General features: G+C 69.5%; 17 protein-coding genes and 1 tRNA gene. 9 read left to right on the top strand and 9 right to left on the bottom strand.

Annotation, left to right across the window (positions count from 1 at the left end; all coding sequences use genetic code 11):
- Position 1 precedes the first annotated feature (1 nt).
- The 3 genes from AB0J40_RS32545 to AB0J40_RS32535 are packed head-to-tail and all read right to left on the bottom strand — an operon-like array spanning position 2 to position 2,674.
- Positions 2-649 (bottom strand): PIG-L deacetylase family protein, encoded by a 648-nt coding sequence (locus AB0J40_RS32545; protein ID WP_364460640.1) that lies wholly within the window; start codon positions 647-649, stop codon positions 2-4.
- Complete coding sequence (locus AB0J40_RS32540) at positions 646-1,440, bottom strand: glucose-1-phosphate cytidylyltransferase (protein ID WP_364460637.1); 795 nt, start codon at positions 1,438-1,440, stop codon at positions 646-648. Before AB0J40_RS32540 ends, AB0J40_RS32545 begins: the two co-directional genes overlap by 4 nt.
- 1 nt (position 1,441) lies before the next feature.
- Positions 1,442-2,674 carry a class I SAM-dependent methyltransferase gene (locus AB0J40_RS32535; RefSeq protein WP_364460634.1) on the bottom strand — a complete coding sequence of 411 codons (1,233 nt, stop codon included), beginning with the start codon at positions 2,672-2,674 and terminating at the stop codon, positions 1,442-1,444.
- Positions 2,675-2,873: 199 nt separating this feature from the next.
- Between AB0J40_RS32535 and AB0J40_RS32530 the strand changes: the two genes are divergently transcribed.
- The 4 genes from AB0J40_RS32530 (at position 2,874) to AB0J40_RS32515 (ending at position 5,268) form a co-directional block, all read left to right on the top strand.
- Positions 2,874-3,242, top strand: a complete 369-nt coding sequence (locus AB0J40_RS32530; protein ID WP_364460631.1) for a YrdB family protein — start codon at positions 2,874-2,876, stop codon at positions 3,240-3,242.
- A 74-nt stretch (positions 3,243-3,316) separates the two neighbouring features.
- On the top strand, positions 3,317-3,616 hold the full coding sequence (locus AB0J40_RS32525; protein WP_364460629.1) for a WXG100 family type VII secretion target: 300 nt from the start codon (positions 3,317-3,319) through the stop codon (positions 3,614-3,616).
- On the top strand, positions 3,600-4,955 hold the full coding sequence (locus AB0J40_RS32520) for a colicin D domain-containing protein (protein ID WP_364460626.1): 1,356 nt from the start codon (positions 3,600-3,602) through the stop codon (positions 4,953-4,955). Before AB0J40_RS32525 ends, AB0J40_RS32520 begins: the two co-directional genes overlap by 17 nt.
- Positions 4,945-5,268, top strand: a complete 324-nt coding sequence (locus AB0J40_RS32515) for a colicin immunity domain-containing protein (RefSeq protein WP_364460623.1) — start codon at positions 4,945-4,947, stop codon at positions 5,266-5,268. The genes AB0J40_RS32520 and AB0J40_RS32515 overlap by 11 nt, the downstream gene beginning before the upstream one ends.
- Before the next feature lie 7 nt (positions 5,269-5,275).
- On the opposite strand, the gene AB0J40_RS32510 is transcribed toward AB0J40_RS32515, so the two are convergent.
- Complete coding sequence (locus tag AB0J40_RS32510) at positions 5,276-6,148, bottom strand: LLM class F420-dependent oxidoreductase (RefSeq protein WP_364460620.1); 873 nt, start codon at positions 6,146-6,148, stop codon at positions 5,276-5,278.
- A gap of 33 nt (positions 6,149-6,181) precedes the next feature.
- Positions 6,182-7,150 (bottom strand): YncE family protein, encoded by a 969-nt coding sequence (locus tag AB0J40_RS32505; protein ID WP_364460617.1) that lies wholly within the window; start codon positions 7,148-7,150, stop codon positions 6,182-6,184.
- A gap of 134 nt (positions 7,151-7,284) precedes the next feature.
- Here AB0J40_RS32505 and htpX point away from each other — a divergent pair, with 134 nt between their 5' ends.
- From htpX to AB0J40_RS32490, 3 genes are read left to right on the top strand one after another with little or no spacing between them, the layout of a single operon-like run.
- A complete protein-coding gene (htpX, locus tag AB0J40_RS32500; RefSeq protein WP_364460615.1) occupies positions 7,285-8,136 on the top strand; it encodes a zinc metalloprotease HtpX in 852 nt (283 codons plus the stop codon).
- A gap of 53 nt (positions 8,137-8,189) precedes the next feature.
- Complete coding sequence (locus AB0J40_RS32495) at positions 8,190-9,284, top strand: LLM class flavin-dependent oxidoreductase (protein WP_364460612.1); 1,095 nt, start codon at positions 8,190-8,192, stop codon at positions 9,282-9,284.
- A 1-nt stretch (position 9,285) separates the two neighbouring features.
- Entirely contained in the window at positions 9,286-10,596 is a 1,311-nt protein-coding gene (locus AB0J40_RS32490) for an NtaA/DmoA family FMN-dependent monooxygenase (RefSeq protein ID WP_364460610.1), read from the top strand.
- On the opposite strand, the gene rfbA is transcribed toward AB0J40_RS32490, so the two are convergent.
- Positions 10,593-11,474: a glucose-1-phosphate thymidylyltransferase RfbA gene (gene rfbA / locus AB0J40_RS32485; RefSeq protein WP_364460607.1), complete on the bottom strand. Its 882-nt coding sequence runs from the start codon at positions 11,472-11,474 to the stop codon at positions 10,593-10,595. The two genes, AB0J40_RS32490 and rfbA, sit on opposite strands and share 4 nt — an antisense overlap.
- 54 nt (positions 11,475-11,528) lie before the next feature.
- A complete protein-coding gene (locus AB0J40_RS32480) occupies positions 11,529-12,665 on the bottom strand; it encodes a sialidase family protein (RefSeq protein WP_364460604.1) in 1,137 nt (378 codons plus the stop codon).
- Positions 12,666-12,815: 150 nt separating this feature from the next.
- Here AB0J40_RS32480 and AB0J40_RS32475 point away from each other — a divergent pair, with 150 nt between their 5' ends.
- On the top strand, positions 12,816-13,475 hold the full coding sequence (locus tag AB0J40_RS32475; RefSeq protein ID WP_364460601.1) for a hypothetical protein: 660 nt from the start codon (positions 12,816-12,818) through the stop codon (positions 13,473-13,475).
- A gap of 34 nt (positions 13,476-13,509) precedes the next feature.
- Here AB0J40_RS32475 and AB0J40_RS32470 read toward each other — a convergent pair whose 3' ends face one another.
- Entirely contained in the window at positions 13,510-14,001 is a 492-nt protein-coding gene (locus AB0J40_RS32470; RefSeq protein WP_364460598.1) for a YajQ family cyclic di-GMP-binding protein, read from the bottom strand.
- A gap of 118 nt (positions 14,002-14,119) precedes the next feature.
- Here AB0J40_RS32470 and AB0J40_RS32465 point away from each other — a divergent pair.
- A tRNA-Tyr gene (locus tag AB0J40_RS32465) sits at positions 14,120-14,202 on the top strand.
- A gap of 71 nt (positions 14,203-14,273) precedes the next feature.
- Here the strand turns inward: AB0J40_RS32465 and AB0J40_RS32460 are convergent.
- A complete protein-coding gene (locus AB0J40_RS32460; protein ID WP_364460595.1) occupies positions 14,274-15,002 on the bottom strand; it encodes a DUF6339 family protein in 729 nt (242 codons plus the stop codon).

Genomic DNA, 15,002 nt, shown 5'->3' with positions numbered 1-15,002 from the left:
TTCAGCCCTTCAGATCGAGAGTGAGTTTCTTGACGAAGAACGCTTCGGCGTACTTCGCGGCGGCCTCGATGCCGCGGATCCGGGCCAGCCCCAGGAACGCCTCACGGTCGTACCAGGGGCGGTGGCGCTGCGACGCGTAGTGCTCCTGCAGCAGCCGGACCTTCTCTTCCGCGACGTCGTCGTCGAGCGGCTGGTACACCGACGGGGCGCCGAGGTCGCCGTCCCACTTGACGATCTCGTAGCCCAGCGCGAGGTGGTCGCGGAACGCCGTCGGCACCAGCTTCGCGAGCCCCCGGTGGTCCTGGTGGGCGTCGTCGGTCCGGGGCGCCAGGATGACGTCCGGGTCGGTCCGCCGCCGCAGCTCCTCCAGCGCGTTCTTGGCCTCTTCCCAGTGCGCCGGGAAGCGCCCGTCCGGCAGCTTCAGCACCGTGACGTCGAGTTCCGCGCCCGGGCAGAACGCCGCCAGCGCCGCCCGCTCCTCGTCCTCGCGGGGCGTGCCGCCGCCGGAGAGGACCAGCGCGTCGACCCGCAGGCCGGGGCGCCCGGAACAGAGGGTCAGCAGGGTGCCGCCGGCGCCGATCGCGATGTCGTCGCAGTGGGCGCCGAGTGCGACGACGCCGCCGAGCCGTCCTGGCCGGAGCCCGATCACGCGATGCTCGCCGCGGGGTGCTTCTCCCAGAGCGCCCAGGGCCGGTCGCCGTGGGTGTAGGCGTTGTCGAGGGCCGCGCGCTCCTTGACCGTGTCCGTCGGCTTCCAGAAGCCGCGGTACGGGTAGGCCAGCAGGCGGCCGCGCTTGGCCAGCTCGCCGCAGCCGTCGGCGACCAGGTCGCCGTTCTCCGGGATGTGGTCGAAGACTTCCTGCCGCAGCACGAAGTACCCGCCGTTCTCCCACAGCGGCATTTCGCTCACGGCGGTGATCGAACCGACCTTGCCGCCTTCGTCCATCTCCACGCAGTGGAACGACGACTGCGGCGGCACGACCATCATCGACGCGCCCGCGTCGGTGTTCGAGAACCGCTCGATCATGTCGGGCAGCGGGACGTCGGACAGGACGTCGGCGTAGTTCGCGAGGAACATCTCGTCGCCGTCGAGGTACGGGCGCACCCGGCGCAGGCGCTCGCCGATCGGCGACTCGATGCCGGTCTGCACGAAGGTGATCGTCCAGTCGGCGATGTCGGTCGAGAGCAGCTCCGCCTGGCCGTTGCGCAGGATGAAGTCGTTGGAAATGGTTTCCTGGTAGTTCAGGAAGAAGTTCTTGATGTGCGCCGCGCCGTAGCCGAGGCACAGGATGAATTCGGTGTGGCCGAAGTGCGCGTAGTAGCGCATCACGTGCCAGATGAGCGGTCTCGGACCGACCATCGCCATCGGCTTCGGGACGTCGTCGGCCGCGCCGTTGCGCATCCGCATCCCGTAGCCACCGCAGAAGAGGACGACCTTCACTTCACTGCACCTCGACGATTTCCAGGTGGGGGATGGGGAACACGAGCTTTCCGCCCCACGCACCCACGAACGAAAGCTGTTCGGTCAGCTCCTCCCGGAGGTTCCACGGGAGGACGAGCACGTAGTCGGGCCGGTCCGCTTCGATCCGCTCCGGCGGCAGCACCGGGATGCGCGTGCCCGGGGTGAACCGGCCGTGCTTGTACGGGTTGCGGTCGACCGTGTACTGCAGCAGGTCGGTCCGGATGCCGCAGTGGTTCAGCAGGGTGTTGCCCTTGCCCGGGGCGCCGTAGCCGACGACGGTCTTGCCCTCGCCCCGCGCCTCGATCAGGAACTTCAGCAGGTCCAGCCGCACGCGGGTGACGCGCTCGGCGAACTCGGTGTACCCGGACAGCTCGTGCAGCCCGGCGGCCTTCTCGCGCTCCAGCACGTCGGTCATCCGCTCGCTGGGCTCGCCCGCCACCCCGTCGGGACGCGCCCACAGCCGGATCGACCCGCCGTGCGTCGGCAGGAGTTCGACGTCGACCACGGTCAGGCCGCCGGTCGCGAGGGCCCGGCGCGCGGATTCGACCGTGTAGTACTGGAAGTGCTCGTGGTAGATCGTGTCGTACTGGTTCTTTTCGATCAGCGTGAGCAGGTGCTGGACCTCGATGGAGACCCAGCCGTCGTCCGCGACCAGGGCGCGCAGGCCCTTGGTGAAGCCGAGGACGTCGGGGATGTGCGCGTAGACGTTGTTCGCGGCGACGAGATCGGCCGGGTCGTGCTCCTCGCGCACCCGCAGGCCGGTTTCCTCGGAGAGGAAGGCCGTCAGGGTGGGCACGCCGGCGTCGCGCGCCGCCTGCCCGACGTTCACCGAAGGTTCCACGCCCAGACACCGGATGCCGTGGCCGACGACGTGCTTGAGCAGGTAACCGTCGTTGCTGGCGACCTCGACGACGAACGACTTTTCACCCAGCCCGAGCCGGTCGACGGCGCCGTCGACGAAGCGTTTCGCGTGCTCGACCCAGGAGGTGGAAAAAGACGAGAAGTACGCGTACTCGGTGAACGTGTCGTCGGGGTCGATCAGCGGGGGGATCTGGGCGAGCCAGCAGTCGGTGCACACCTTGAGGTGGAGCGGGAAGGTGGCCTCCGGCTCGTCGAGCTGTTCGGCGGTCAGGAATCGCTCACACGGGGGAGTGGCACCGAGGTCCACCACGCTGGCCGTGTTTGTCGAACCGCAGAGTCGACATGTGGTCATCTACCAGGCTCCTTGGCTCGCGGTCGCGATGTGCGCTTAACACGTCGAGCAGGGGCGGATCGTCGTTACAGCGACGCGTGAGCCCGTGGTGGACCGATTCGGAACCGCAACCTGGATCGAAGGAATGTGGCAGAGATCACGGACGGTACCCGCTCGGACCCGTAACGTCCACAGTGGATTGTGGCCCTAGGCTGGCCGGATGACTTCGGAAACGGGTCCCCGCCTGAGCGGGGTCGCGGGCGTGGTGCTGACGGTCCGCTTCCTCACCGAGCTGGCCCTGCTGGGCGGCCTGGCGCTGGCCGGCACCCAGCTCGGCAGCGGGGTGGCGCTGGCGATCGTCGACGCGGTCCTGCTGCCGCTCGTCGCGGCGGCGATCTGGGGCCTGTTCATCGCCCCGCGCGCCCGCCGCCGGCTGCCGGAGCCGGCCCGCTTCCTGGTGGAGTTCGCCCTGTTCGCGGCCACCGGGGTGGTCCTCGTCCTGGTCGGCTGGGTGGTCTGGGGGATCGTGCCGGCGGTCGTCGGCATCGGCGTGGCGGCACTGACCCGCGCCGTCGCCAAGGACGGCTGACTTTACCGTTCGATTACCCATCCCGTGGCGGCTAGCGTGACAGGCCGGAAGCGTTCGGTCACCGGGGAGGGTGAATGGGCACGCTGAGGGTCGATTTCGCGGCGCTGCGAACGCGGGCGCAAGACCTCGACGCCGCGTTCGACGAGGCCGAAGCGCTGCTCACACGGCTCGAACAGGAGCTGGCGGAGGCGTTGGGCGACTGGCTCGGCGACGGGCGATCGGCGTTCGCGCGACGCTATGCCGAATGGGTCGCCGCTGCCCGCGAACTGCACGCCGACCTGCCGCGGATCCGGGATTTCGTGCTCACGGCCCACGACAACCACGGTGCGGCGTTGTCGGCAAACCTGGACATCTGGCGTGGCGCGGATCGATGAGGGCGGCGCACCCCAGGGGGTCATCGACGTCACCCCGGAGGACTTCCACGCCGTCGCACTGGAGCTGGCCGACGGCCAGGAGCGGCTGCACCGGATCCGCCTGAATCTGTTCGCCGCGCTGGACGGCAATGCCGGCGCGGCCGGTGCGGGCGATGGCGCCGACGCTTTCGAACGCGGCTACCAGGAAGCGATGCACACCGCGGTTGTCGCTTTCTTCCGCGCGTACGACGTGCTCGGTTCGGTTGCCGCGGGGATCGACCAGGCTGGTCTGAACCACTGGAACGCGGACAACTCTTCTCGACCGGCCCCTTGCCCGGCGCCGTGGACGGCGCTGGTGCCGCCGAAGGCCGGTGGCAGCCCGGTGTGGCCGAGCCTACGAGGGCCGGAGGAGTGGTGGTTGCCCCACGAGATAGCCCGATACGTGCCGAACGCCGACACCGGAAAGCTGACGAACATCCAACTGGCGTTCGAGCAAGCCGGCGACGCGGTGGAGGCGCTGGCCGCCGACCTCAAGAACCGGATGTTCGCGTTGGTGGAGAACAACGATGCCGCCGACGTCGACGCGCTGAATGAGTTCTGGGACCGGCTGGCGGGCGGCCACGACTCGGCGATCTTCTTCGTGCTCCCGCAGTTCCTCCAGAAACTGTCGACGGCATTCGCGGACTTCCGGGTCTGGGTCGTCGACACCCGGCAGCGCATCGAGGACTCGGTCCGTGACGTGGTCGACGGGGCCGGGCTCGGGCTCGCGATCGCGGGCATCCTCAGCATCCTCACCGAGGGGGCGTTCGACGTCCTCGTGGGCGCGGCCGAACTGCTGGGCATCGACGTCATCGGCGTGCTGGCGGGCCCGATCGCGGAGCTCTCGGCCGGAGCGGTGGCGACCCTCGAAGGGGCGGAAGTCCTCGGTGCGGTCGCGGGTGGGGTGACGGCCATGGCGATGGCGGTCGAGCGGACCCCGGAGCCGAACATCGAACAGGCGGACACCGCGAAGCTCGGTGAAGAGCTCGGCGACCAGAGCGGGCGGTCGCCGCAGCCGAAGTATCCGAAGCAACAGCTTCAGAAGAAATTCAAGCACGCCAAAGATTTCGGTGTTGACTCGAGCTGGAGCAACGAAGCTGCCGAGGAGTACGAACAGGCACTTCGCCGGTTCGCCGAAGATCCGGGCAACGAGGTCAACGCGGCCGGTGAATACCGTGGGCAGCCTGCGATACTGATCTACAACAGGTCGAGCTCGCTGTGTGAGGTCCTGTATCCGGACGGAACGTTCTGGAGCGCGTGGAAGCTGCGCCCCGGTCAGTTGAAGAACGTGATTGAAAGGGGTTCCCTCGGTGGTGGATAACGCAAGGGACGAGGGGCTGCCGGAAGGCCTGGCGGGCTATGTCGAGCTGATCTCTCGATTTACCAGTGGTGCGCTCAGCGCCCCGGGATTCGAAACGCGATACCTGGAATTCACGAAGCAGGACGGCATGCTCTACCGAGAGCCGATGTTCGGGATCATCGACAAGCTCTTCGGCGATGTGGACGAGTACTTCGATGATCCCGACGCGACTCCCGAAGAACGGGCGCAGGCCGCGGAGACGCTCCGCCGGCAGGCGCAGGATGCGTTGGACAAGCTCAGGGGCCTCCACGCGGATGACGCGGAGGCCCCATGACCGCGGCTCAGATCTGCTCGGCGGCCGGGATGACGTCGGTGCCGAACTTCTCCAGCACCGCCGGGTTGTGGACGTGCGGGACCATGCCCAGCGCCACGTCGATGCCCAGCCCGTGCAGCCGCTCCAGTTCCTTCAGCAGCTCGCCGGACTTCGAGCCGTCCTCGCCGATGTCCAGGATGTGGTAGACGGTCTTGGTGATCGAGTCGTAGTCGCGGCCCTCGTTTTCGCAGTGCTGCTTGAGCACCTCGAGCTTGTGCTCCAGTTCGGGGCCGTTGAACAGGTTGCACTGGTCGGCGTACTTGGCCACCAGCCGCAGCGTCTTCTTCTCGCCGCCGCCGCCGATCATGATCGGCGGGCGTGGGTCCGACAGCGCCTGCGGGACGTTCAGCAGCCGGGTCGCGTCGAAGTGCTTGCTCTTGAACGGTTCGTCGCCATCGGCCCACATCTGGAGCACGTACTGGAGGTTCTCCTCCAGCAGCTCGAAGCGCTCCGCGACCGGTGGGAACGGGAAGCCGAGGCCGCGGGACTCGTCCTCGTTCCAGCCCGCGCCGATGCCGAGGATCGCGCGGCCGCCCGACAGCACGTCCAGCGTCGTGATCGCCTTGGCCAGCAGGCCCGGGTGCCGGTACAGCACACCCGTGACGACCGTGAGGAGCTTCGCCCGCGAAGTGTGCGCGGCGATGAAACCGAGGGTCGTGTACGCCTCGAGCATGTCGTTTTCGACGGGGCCGACCCCGCCGATCTGGAAGAAGTGGTCCATCACGGCGATGGAGTCGAAGCCCGCGCTGTCGGCGGTGCGGACGACGGCAGCCAGGTCGGCGCCCAGCGCGGACGCCCCGTTCGGCCAGGTGAAGTCGGGGATCTGCAGTCCGAGTTTCATACCTTCCGACCGTATACCTGGAGTTGCCCCAGCTCAGAAGTCCCGGACGAGGAAGACCCGGCCGTGGAGCGGGTCCGTGACGAACACCGTGCGCGTGCGCTGGTCGACCGCGACGTCGCCGGGGTTGACGCCCAGCGACAGCTCGCCGGTCAGCGTCCCGCTCCCGCCGTCGACGCGGCTCAACCCGTTCTGGCCGCCGTTGGTGTAGACGGTGTTCGTGCCCTGGTGCACGGTGAGCGAAGACGCTTCGCTGCGCAGCAACACGGTCTTGCGCTCGGTGTGCGTCACCGCGTCCACAATGGACATGTGGTGGATGCCGGAGTTGGCCACGTACACCGTGCCGCTCCCGGCGTGCACGGCGACGGCGGTCGGCCGGGCGCCGACTTTCACGCTCGCGACGAACTTCCCGCTGTCGATCGAGAACACCTCGACCGAGTCCGTGCCGGTGCTGGCGCAGTAGGCGAGCTTGCGGCCGGCGTCGACGGCGATCCCGGCGAAGCTCGGCTGGGGACCCGGCACGAGCGCGGACAGGGTGCAGCTGATGCCGTCGAGCACGGCGAGCGTGCCGGTGGTGCCGCTGGCCGCGTAGACGCGGTTGGCCTGCTCGTCCACGGCCAGCGCGGACGCGCCCGCCCCCGCGCCGATCACGCTCACCAGGTCGTGGGTGCGGCCGTCGAGCACCACGACGGTCCCGGCCGGCGGGTTCGCGACGTAGACCCGGTTGACCTTGGGGTCGACGGCGACGTCACCGGGCGCGCCGCCGACGTCGAGCACCGCACCCACCGAGGCTCCGCGCGGGTCGAGCACCGACACCGTCCCGGCCTCGGGATCCGTGACGTACGCGAGCCCGGTGACGGGGTTCACCGCGACCGCGGCCGGGGACCCGCCGAGGTCGATCGACCGGACGTCCTGCGCCCGCGCCACCCCGGGCCGGGTCACCGCGGCGGCACCGGCCGTGACCAGGGCGAACAGTGCCCTCCGGCCTATCGGGCGACCTCGCATCGGCGCCTCCGCTCGTGATCAACTCGCCTCCCGAGCCTAACCCGCGCCATCATCACGTGAAGGAACTTCGCGTCCCCCGATCGCGTTGTTTCCACTGGGTAACCCACTTCCAGAGCGGACGGAGGCGAGCGCGCGTGCACGGGCACCAAAACGGACTGAAGACGGCGGTGCTGCTCGGCCTGCTGTCGGCGATCATCATCGCGATCAGCGGCCTGTTCGGCCGCGGCGCGCTGGTCATCGGCCTGGTCATCGCGCTGGGGATGAACGCCTACGCCTACTTCAACTCCGACAAGCTGGCGCTGCGCGCGATGCGGGCGCGGCCGGTGTCCGAGGTCGAGCAGCCCGCGATGTACCGGATCGTGCGGGAGCTCGCGCAGGTCGCCCGCCAGCCGATGCCGCAGCTCTACCTGAGCCCGACCGTCGCGCCGAACGCGTTCGCGACCGGCCGCAACCCGCGGCACGCCGCCGTCTGCTGCACCACCGGCATCCTCGACCTGCTCGACGAGCGGGAGCTGCGGGCCGTGCTCGGCCACGAGCTGTCCCACGTCTACAACCGCGACATCCTCATCTCGTGCGTCGCCGGCGCGCTGGCCAGCGTGATCAGCGTGCTCGCGAACATCGCGCTGTTCTTCGGCGGCAACAACCGCGACGGCAGCCCGCTGGTCAGCCTGATGCTGGTCTTCGTCGGCCCGATCGCGGCCGCCGTCATCCGGATGGGGGTCAGCCGGTCGCGGGAATACCAGGCCGACGCGTCCGGGGCCGAGCTGACCGGCGACCCGCTGGGCCTGGCCTCGGCGCTGCGGAAGCTGGAGGCCGGGACGCGCGCGCGGCCCCTGGTCGCCGAGCCGCAGCTGGTGTCGCAGTCGCACCTGATGATCGCGAACCCGTTCCGCCCGGGCGAGGGCCTGAGCAAGCTGTTCTCGACGCACCCGCCGATCGCCGACCGCATCGCGCGGCTCGAGGAAATGGCGCGCAGGACCTTCTGATCCCAGCTGGTGGGAGCGGGAATCCCGGTCTCGGCGGCGAGGTTGGCGCAGTCATGGTTTCCGCACAGCTGCACCTGGGCGTCGCCATCGACGGCGCCGGGTACCACCCGGCCGCGTGGCGTGTCTCCGCGGTCGAGCCCGCCGCGCTGTTCACCTCCGGTCACTACCTGAAGTACGCGAAGCTCGCCGAAGCCGCATCGCTCGACTTCGTGACCCTCGACGACTCCCTGGCCCTGCAGCCCGGCGGCGAGGAGGTCGTGCGCGGGCGCCTCGACGCGCTGCTCACGCTGTCCGCCGTCGCGCCGGCGACCAGCCGGATCGGCCTGGTCCCGACGGTCACCACCACCCACACCGAGCCGTTCCACGTCTCGACGTCGGTCGCGACCCTCGACTACGCCAGCCGCGGCCGCGCCGGCGTCCTCGCGGTGCCGTCGCTGACCGACGCCGAGGCCGCGCACTTCGGCCGCCGGCCGGCCCCGTCGCCGGCGGACGGCGAGGCCGAGACGAGCGAGGTCCTCGACGTCATCAGCCGGCTCTGGGACAGCTGGGAGGACGACGCGATCGTCCGCGACGCCGCCACCGGCCGCTTCATCGACCGGGACAAGCTGCACTACGTCGACTTCGAGGGCCGCTTCTTCAGCGTGAAGGGCCCGTCGATCACGCCGCGGCCGCCGCAGGGCCACCCGGTGACCGTGGTTTACGGCGATTCGCCGCACGCCGTCGGCGCCGACGTGGTCATCACCTGCGCGGACCACCTCGACGCGGTGCGCGCCGCGGTCGTCCGGTTCCCCGGCGCGAAGGTGCTGGCCACGGTGTCGATCGTGCTCGCCGAGACCGAGCAGGGTGCCCGCGACCGGCAGCACGAGCTGGACGCGCGGACGCCGTTCGAGCCCGCCGGCCTGTCCTTCGCCGGCACCCCCGCGCAGCTGGCCGCCGAGCTGCCCCGCTGGGCCGCCGAGACCGGCGTCGCCGGCTTCCACCTGCGGCCCGCCGTCCTGCCCGACGACCTCGACCTGCTCGCCGGCGAAGTCGTCCCGCTGCTGCGCGCGGCCGGGGTGTTCCGGGACGGCTACCGCGGCGCGACCCTGCGCGACCACCTCGGCCTCGGCCGGGCCGTCAACGCCTACGCCGTCACCCCGGGAGCGTGAGATGACCAAGCAGATCAAGCTGGCCGCGCACTTCCCCGGCGTCAACAACACCACGGTGTGGAGCGACCCGGCGTCGGGCAGCCAGATCGACTTCGCGTCCTTCGAACACCTCGCCCGCACCGCCGAACGCGGCAAGTTCGACTTCCTCTTCCTCGCCGAAGGGCTGCGGCTGCGCGAGCACGCGGGCAAGATCCTCGACTCCGACGTCGTCGGCCGGCCCAACACGACCACCGTGCTGGCCGCGCTCTCGGCCGTCACGACGCACCTCGGCCTGGCCGGGACGCTGTCCTCGACGTTCAACGAGCCCTACGAGGTCGCCCGCCAGGTCGCGAGCATCGACCACCTCTCGGGCGGGCGCGCGGCGTGGAACGTCGTGACGTCGCCGGACGCGTGGACCGGGAAGAACTTCCGCCGTGGCGGTTTCCTCAAGCGCGAGGACCGGTACGCGCGCGCCGAGGAGTTCCTCGCGACCGTGCGCGAGCTGTGGGACAGCTGGCAGCCCGGAACCCTGGTGGGGGACAAGGAGAACGGCGTCTTCGCCCGCGACCCCGGCAAGTTCGTCCACAGTGGACCGCAGTTCGACATCCACGGCGAGTTCACGCTGCCGCGCACGCCGCAGGGGCAGCCGATCATCATCCAGGCCGGCGACTCCGACGAAGGCCGCGAGTTCGCCGCGAAGGCCGCCGACGTCATCTTCAGCCGCCACGGCACCCTCGAGGACGGCCAGGCGTTCTTCCACGACGTCAAGCGGCGGCTGGCCGCGTACGGCCGCGAGCACGGCGAGCTGCTGATCATGCCGGCGGCGACGTTCGTCCTCGGTGACACCGACGCCGAAGCCGAGGAGCACGCGCGCGAGATCCGGCTCCAGCAGGTCCGGCCGGCCACCGCGATCCAGTTCCTGGAGCAGGTGTGGAGCCGCGACCTGTCGGACTACGACGTCGACGGCCCGCTGCCGGAGATCGACCCGGACCCGGACGCCGAGCCGCTGACCTGGGGCCGCGTCCGGCACGAGAAGGATCCTTTCCAGGTGGCGCGCAAGTGGCGGGCGATCGCGGAGGAGAAGAAGCTCTCGATCCGCGAGCTGGTGATCGAGGTCACCGCGCGGCAGCAGTTCGTCGGCACGCCCTCGACGGTCGCCGCGACGATCGACGAATACGTCCAGTCCGACGCGGCCGACGGGTTCGTCCTGGTGCCGCACCTGACGCCGACCGGGCTCGACGAGTTCGTCGAGAAGGTCGTGCCGGTGCTGCAGGACCGCGGGGTGTTCCGGACCGAGTACACCGGCCCGACGCTGCGCGAGCAGCTCTTCTAGGCCGAAGCGCCCGCCGCTACGGCGACTGCCTTGACGTAGTCGCCGTAGCCGGACTTCGCCAGCTTCGCGCCCAGCGCGTAGCACTCGTCGGCGTCGATGAAGCCCATCCGCAGCGCGATCTCCTCGAGGCACGCGATGCGCACGCCGGTGCGGTGCTCCAGCACCTGCACGAACTGGCCGGCTTCGAGCAGCGAGTCGTGCGTCCCGGTGTCGAGCCACGCGAAGCCGCGGCCGAGGTCGACCAGCGACGCCCGGTCCTGGCGCACGTAGGTCAGGTTGACGTCGGTGATCTCCAGCTCGCCGCGCGCCGACGGCGTGAGCGCGCGGGCGATGTCGACGACCTGGTTGTCGTAGAAGTACAGCCCGGTGATCGCCTTGTTGGACCGCGGCTTGGCGGGCTTCTCCTCGATGGTCAGCAGCTTGCCCGCCGCGTCGACCTCGCCGACGCCGTAGCGCTCGGGGTCCTTCACGGGGTAGCCGAACAGGACGCAGCCGTCGAGCTCGCGCACGGCCGTCTGCAGCCGGCCGGAGAAGCCCTGGCCGTAGAAGATGTTGTCGCCGAGGACGAGCGCCACGTCGTCGTCACCGATGAAGTCCGCGCCGATCACGAAGGCCTCGGCGAGGCCGTTCGGGCTGGGCTGCTCGGCGTAGGAGAACGAGACGCCGAACTGGTCGCCGTTGCCGAGCAGCTTGCGGAACATCGGCAGGTCGGCGGGGGTGGAGATGACGAGGATCTCGCGGATCCCGGCCAGCATGAGGACCGAGATCGGGTAGTAGACCATCGGTTTGTCGTAGACCGGCAGCAGCTGCTTCGACACCGCCTGGGTGATCGGGTGCAGGCGTGTCCCGCTGCCTCCGGCCAGCACGATGCCCTTCATGAACTGCCTCCTCGGATCCGGCGCCGGGCCCCACCCTACGGGCCGGGCCCGGCGCTAGAAGGCCGGTCCCTTGCCGAAGTAGGCCTTGCAGCCGGAGTTGTACTCGGTGGCGATCTCCAGCACGTTCCGGCCGTCGTCGACCGGCAGCAGCGTCGAGGAGTAGTTGGGGCAGAAGTTGTTGTAGATGCCCGTGATGTGCACCGGCGCGGGCAGTTCGTACCAGTTGCCGTCGCCGAAGTTGTCGTTGGCCAGCAGGACCTGGCCGTTGCCGGGCTGTGGCTGGCCCTTCGCGTTGGTGTAGATCTGGCCGACCATGACGATCCGCACGCCGTTCGGGCCGCCGGGGAAGAGCGTGATCGTCTGCGCGTGCTGGAAGTAGTTGCCGTTCGCGGTGTTCACGCGGGTGCCGGGATCGGTGGGGCTGCCCCAGTTGGCGCCGTCGGGGGAGATCTTGAAGTACGGGTCGCAGTAGCGGTCGCGGAAGTTGCAGATCTCGTAGGCGAAGTAGTACCGGCCGTCGGGCAGCCGGCGGATGATCGGCATGCCGGGCCGGACCCGGTCCGGCGGGATGGCCAGGGTGAGCTGCTTGGTGCCCCACGTCACGCCGTCGGTCGAGGCGACGCGGTTGAGGACCTGGGCGTACTTCGGGGCCTGGGTTTCGTCGGCGAAGTGGAGCCAGAGCGTGCCGCCGGCGTCGACGGTGAACTCGGGCTCCCAGATGCCGTCGATGTTGTGCGACCGGGCGGCCTCGGACAGGAACCGCCACGAGCGGCCGCCGTCCGGGCTGGCCCAGATCTTGATCCCGACGCGGCGCTGCGCCCCGGCGTCCTGCCGGTAGGAGGCGGCCCAGAGCAGGGTGCCGGCGCGGAGCCGGCCGACCCGCTGCGGCAGCTCGTAGATCGTGCCGCAGCACATGCCGTACCGGCCGTCGGGGTCGTGGATGGCACCGATCTGGTGGAAGGTCTCGCCCTCGTCGGTGCTCTCCATGATGGGCGTGAACTTGCCGCCGGCGTCTTCGCTGGTCAGCGAGGCGATGATGCGCCCGCGGCCGAAGATCGAGTAGTCGAGCCGGATCAGCCGGGCGTAGGAACCGAGACCGGGCAGGAGCAGCTTGCGCTCGGCGGCGCTCGCGGGCGTCAGTGTCGCGCCGATCACGGTGAGTGACAGCACGAAGGCGAGCAAGCGGCGCATCCTGACCCTCTCCACGCGGTGACCGCGCGATTACAGCACGGCGATCGGGTCCTTCGTGGACAGTCACACGGCGCATTCGCGCGTTCGAGGGGTTTGCCTTCCCCCTTCGGGTGACCGGTAACGTGGGGTAGTTGCGAGGGGGAATCACTCATGAAACTTCGGCTGGCTGTGCTGTCGGTGCTGCTCCTGGCGTCCGCGTGCGGGTCGACGACGGGGTACGGCACGATCGTGTCGTCCACGCCGGTGCCGGCGCCCGCGCCCACGACTTCGGCGGCGCCGGTGCTGAAGGACGTGCCGACGGAGACGCACACGGGCAAGGGCGACGGCGAGTTCGCGACGACGTGGCCGGCGGACCAGCTGGGCTTCTTCACGTTCGAGTGCCCGAAGTGCTCGGCCAACGTGATGGTCGACACGGACGGCGGTGAATTCAGCCTGGTCAACGCGATCGGCAAGTACAAGGGCACGACGTGGCTGAACACGGAACCGGACCGCCCGACAACAAAGGTGACGGTCCACGCGGACGCGGCATGGACGGCGACGATCGCGGACTACCGAAGCGTGCTGGTGGCAGCGGCGGGCGCGACGGCGTCCGGCAAGGGTGACGCGGTCCTGCGCATCCCGGAGGGGGTTACGCACGTGAAGTTCACGGCGAAGACCCGGGGCAATGTGGCGTTGTGGGTCCGGTCGGAGGATCTGCACGATCTGCTGGTCAACGAGATCGGCGACGTGGACGTGGACCGGGAGGTCCGGGGGCCGACGTACCTGAAGGTCGAGGGCTACGAGGCAAGCTGGACGGTGACCCCGTCCTGAGCGGGCACCCGGCGCCCGGGTGCCCGCGACGGCGTCACCGGTAGTTGGTGAACTGCAGCGCGATCTCGAAGTCCTTGCCCTTCAGCAACGCGATCACGTCCTGCAGCTGGTCCTTCTTCTTGCCCGACACCCGCAGCTGGTCGCCCTGGATCTGGGCCTGCACACCCTTCGGGCCCTCGTCGCGGATGAACTTCGCGATCTGCTTCGCCTTGTCCGATGCGATGCCCTGCAGGATCTTGCCCGAGATCTTGTAGATCTTGCCCGACAGCGCCGGCTCGCCGGCCTCGAACGCCTTCAGCGAGATGTTGCGCTTGATCAGCTTCTCCTTGAACACCTCGACCGCGGCCAGGGCGCGCTCCTCGGTCTCGGACTCGATCGCGATCGCCTCCTCGCCGGACCAGTTGATCGTCGTGCCCGTGCCGCGGAAGTCGAAGCGCGTGCCCAGCTCCTTGCTCGCCTGGTTGAGCGCGTTGTCCACCTCCTGGCGGTCGACCTTGCTCACGACGTCGAAAGAGGGATCCGCCACGTGTCCTCACACCTCGTACTCGCTTGTCAGGGGCCACCCAGCCTAGCCCCGGGTATCCCGGTTGACCCCCGCCGGGAGCCCTTGGGTAAGCTTCTCTCCGGCCGGTAGGACCGGCCATGGCGGGTTACCCGAGTGGCCAAAGGGGACTGGCTGTAAACCAGTTGGCTTACGCCTACGGGGGTTCGAATCCCTCACCCGCCACGTACAACCGACAACCCGGTGACTTGCCAAGTCACCGGGTTGTTCGCATTGGTGGTGTTCTACGTCTCATCTCAGGGCTGCAGTCGGAGGGCCGCCACCGCTTCGTCGGCTACTTCGGCGACCTGCCGAGCGAGTTGCCCGTCGTCCAGTGCCTCGAAGTCGACGACGGCCCCGAGGCGCCGCAACCGCTTGAGCACTTCCCGCAGCACGGCTCGCTCGTCTTTCGGCGCGAGCCCCAGCCGCGGCCACGTCCGCGCGAGGGCACGGATCAGAGTCCTGCTGCCGCCGAGAGAGCGTCGGCGCGAGAAGATCTGGTCGAACGCGGCTTCGCCGAACGCCCCGATCAACGCATACCGATCTCCGACGGCGTTCGGCTCCTCGAGCAGGTGCGCACGCCACCAGAGCCTGCCGAACACGTGCCGGGTGATGTCCGTGTCGAGCACCCGGTCGCCCGGGGCCCTGGGGTACCGCCAGTAGGCGACGTCGGGCAGGAGAACGAGAGCCAGGAACGACCAGGTCGACCGCACCGCCGCTTCCGCCGGCACGAGGCCGGTGCGTTCGTGGAGGAGCCGGGCAACGCGCAGGTCGAACTCCGCGCGTCCGTCCCGGGTCCCCGCGTAGGGGTAGTTCGCCTCGGCGGCCTCGGCAAGTACGGCATCCCGGAGGGCGCGGAGCTGGTCGGGGTGGACGCGCATCCCACCCGTCGCCGTGAAGATCGTCGAGGGATGGCGAAGCGCGGCTCTCTGCTGCAGCTGCTCGACTTCCAACCCGACGTATTCGTCGTGAAGCTCACGTGCCAC

Origin of the sequence: Amycolatopsis sp. NPDC049691, assembly GCF_040675005.1 — a bacterium.
Taxonomy (GTDB): domain Bacteria; phylum Actinomycetota; class Actinomycetes; order Mycobacteriales; family Pseudonocardiaceae; genus Amycolatopsis.
This window is presented reverse-complemented; position numbering and strand designations above follow the sequence as displayed.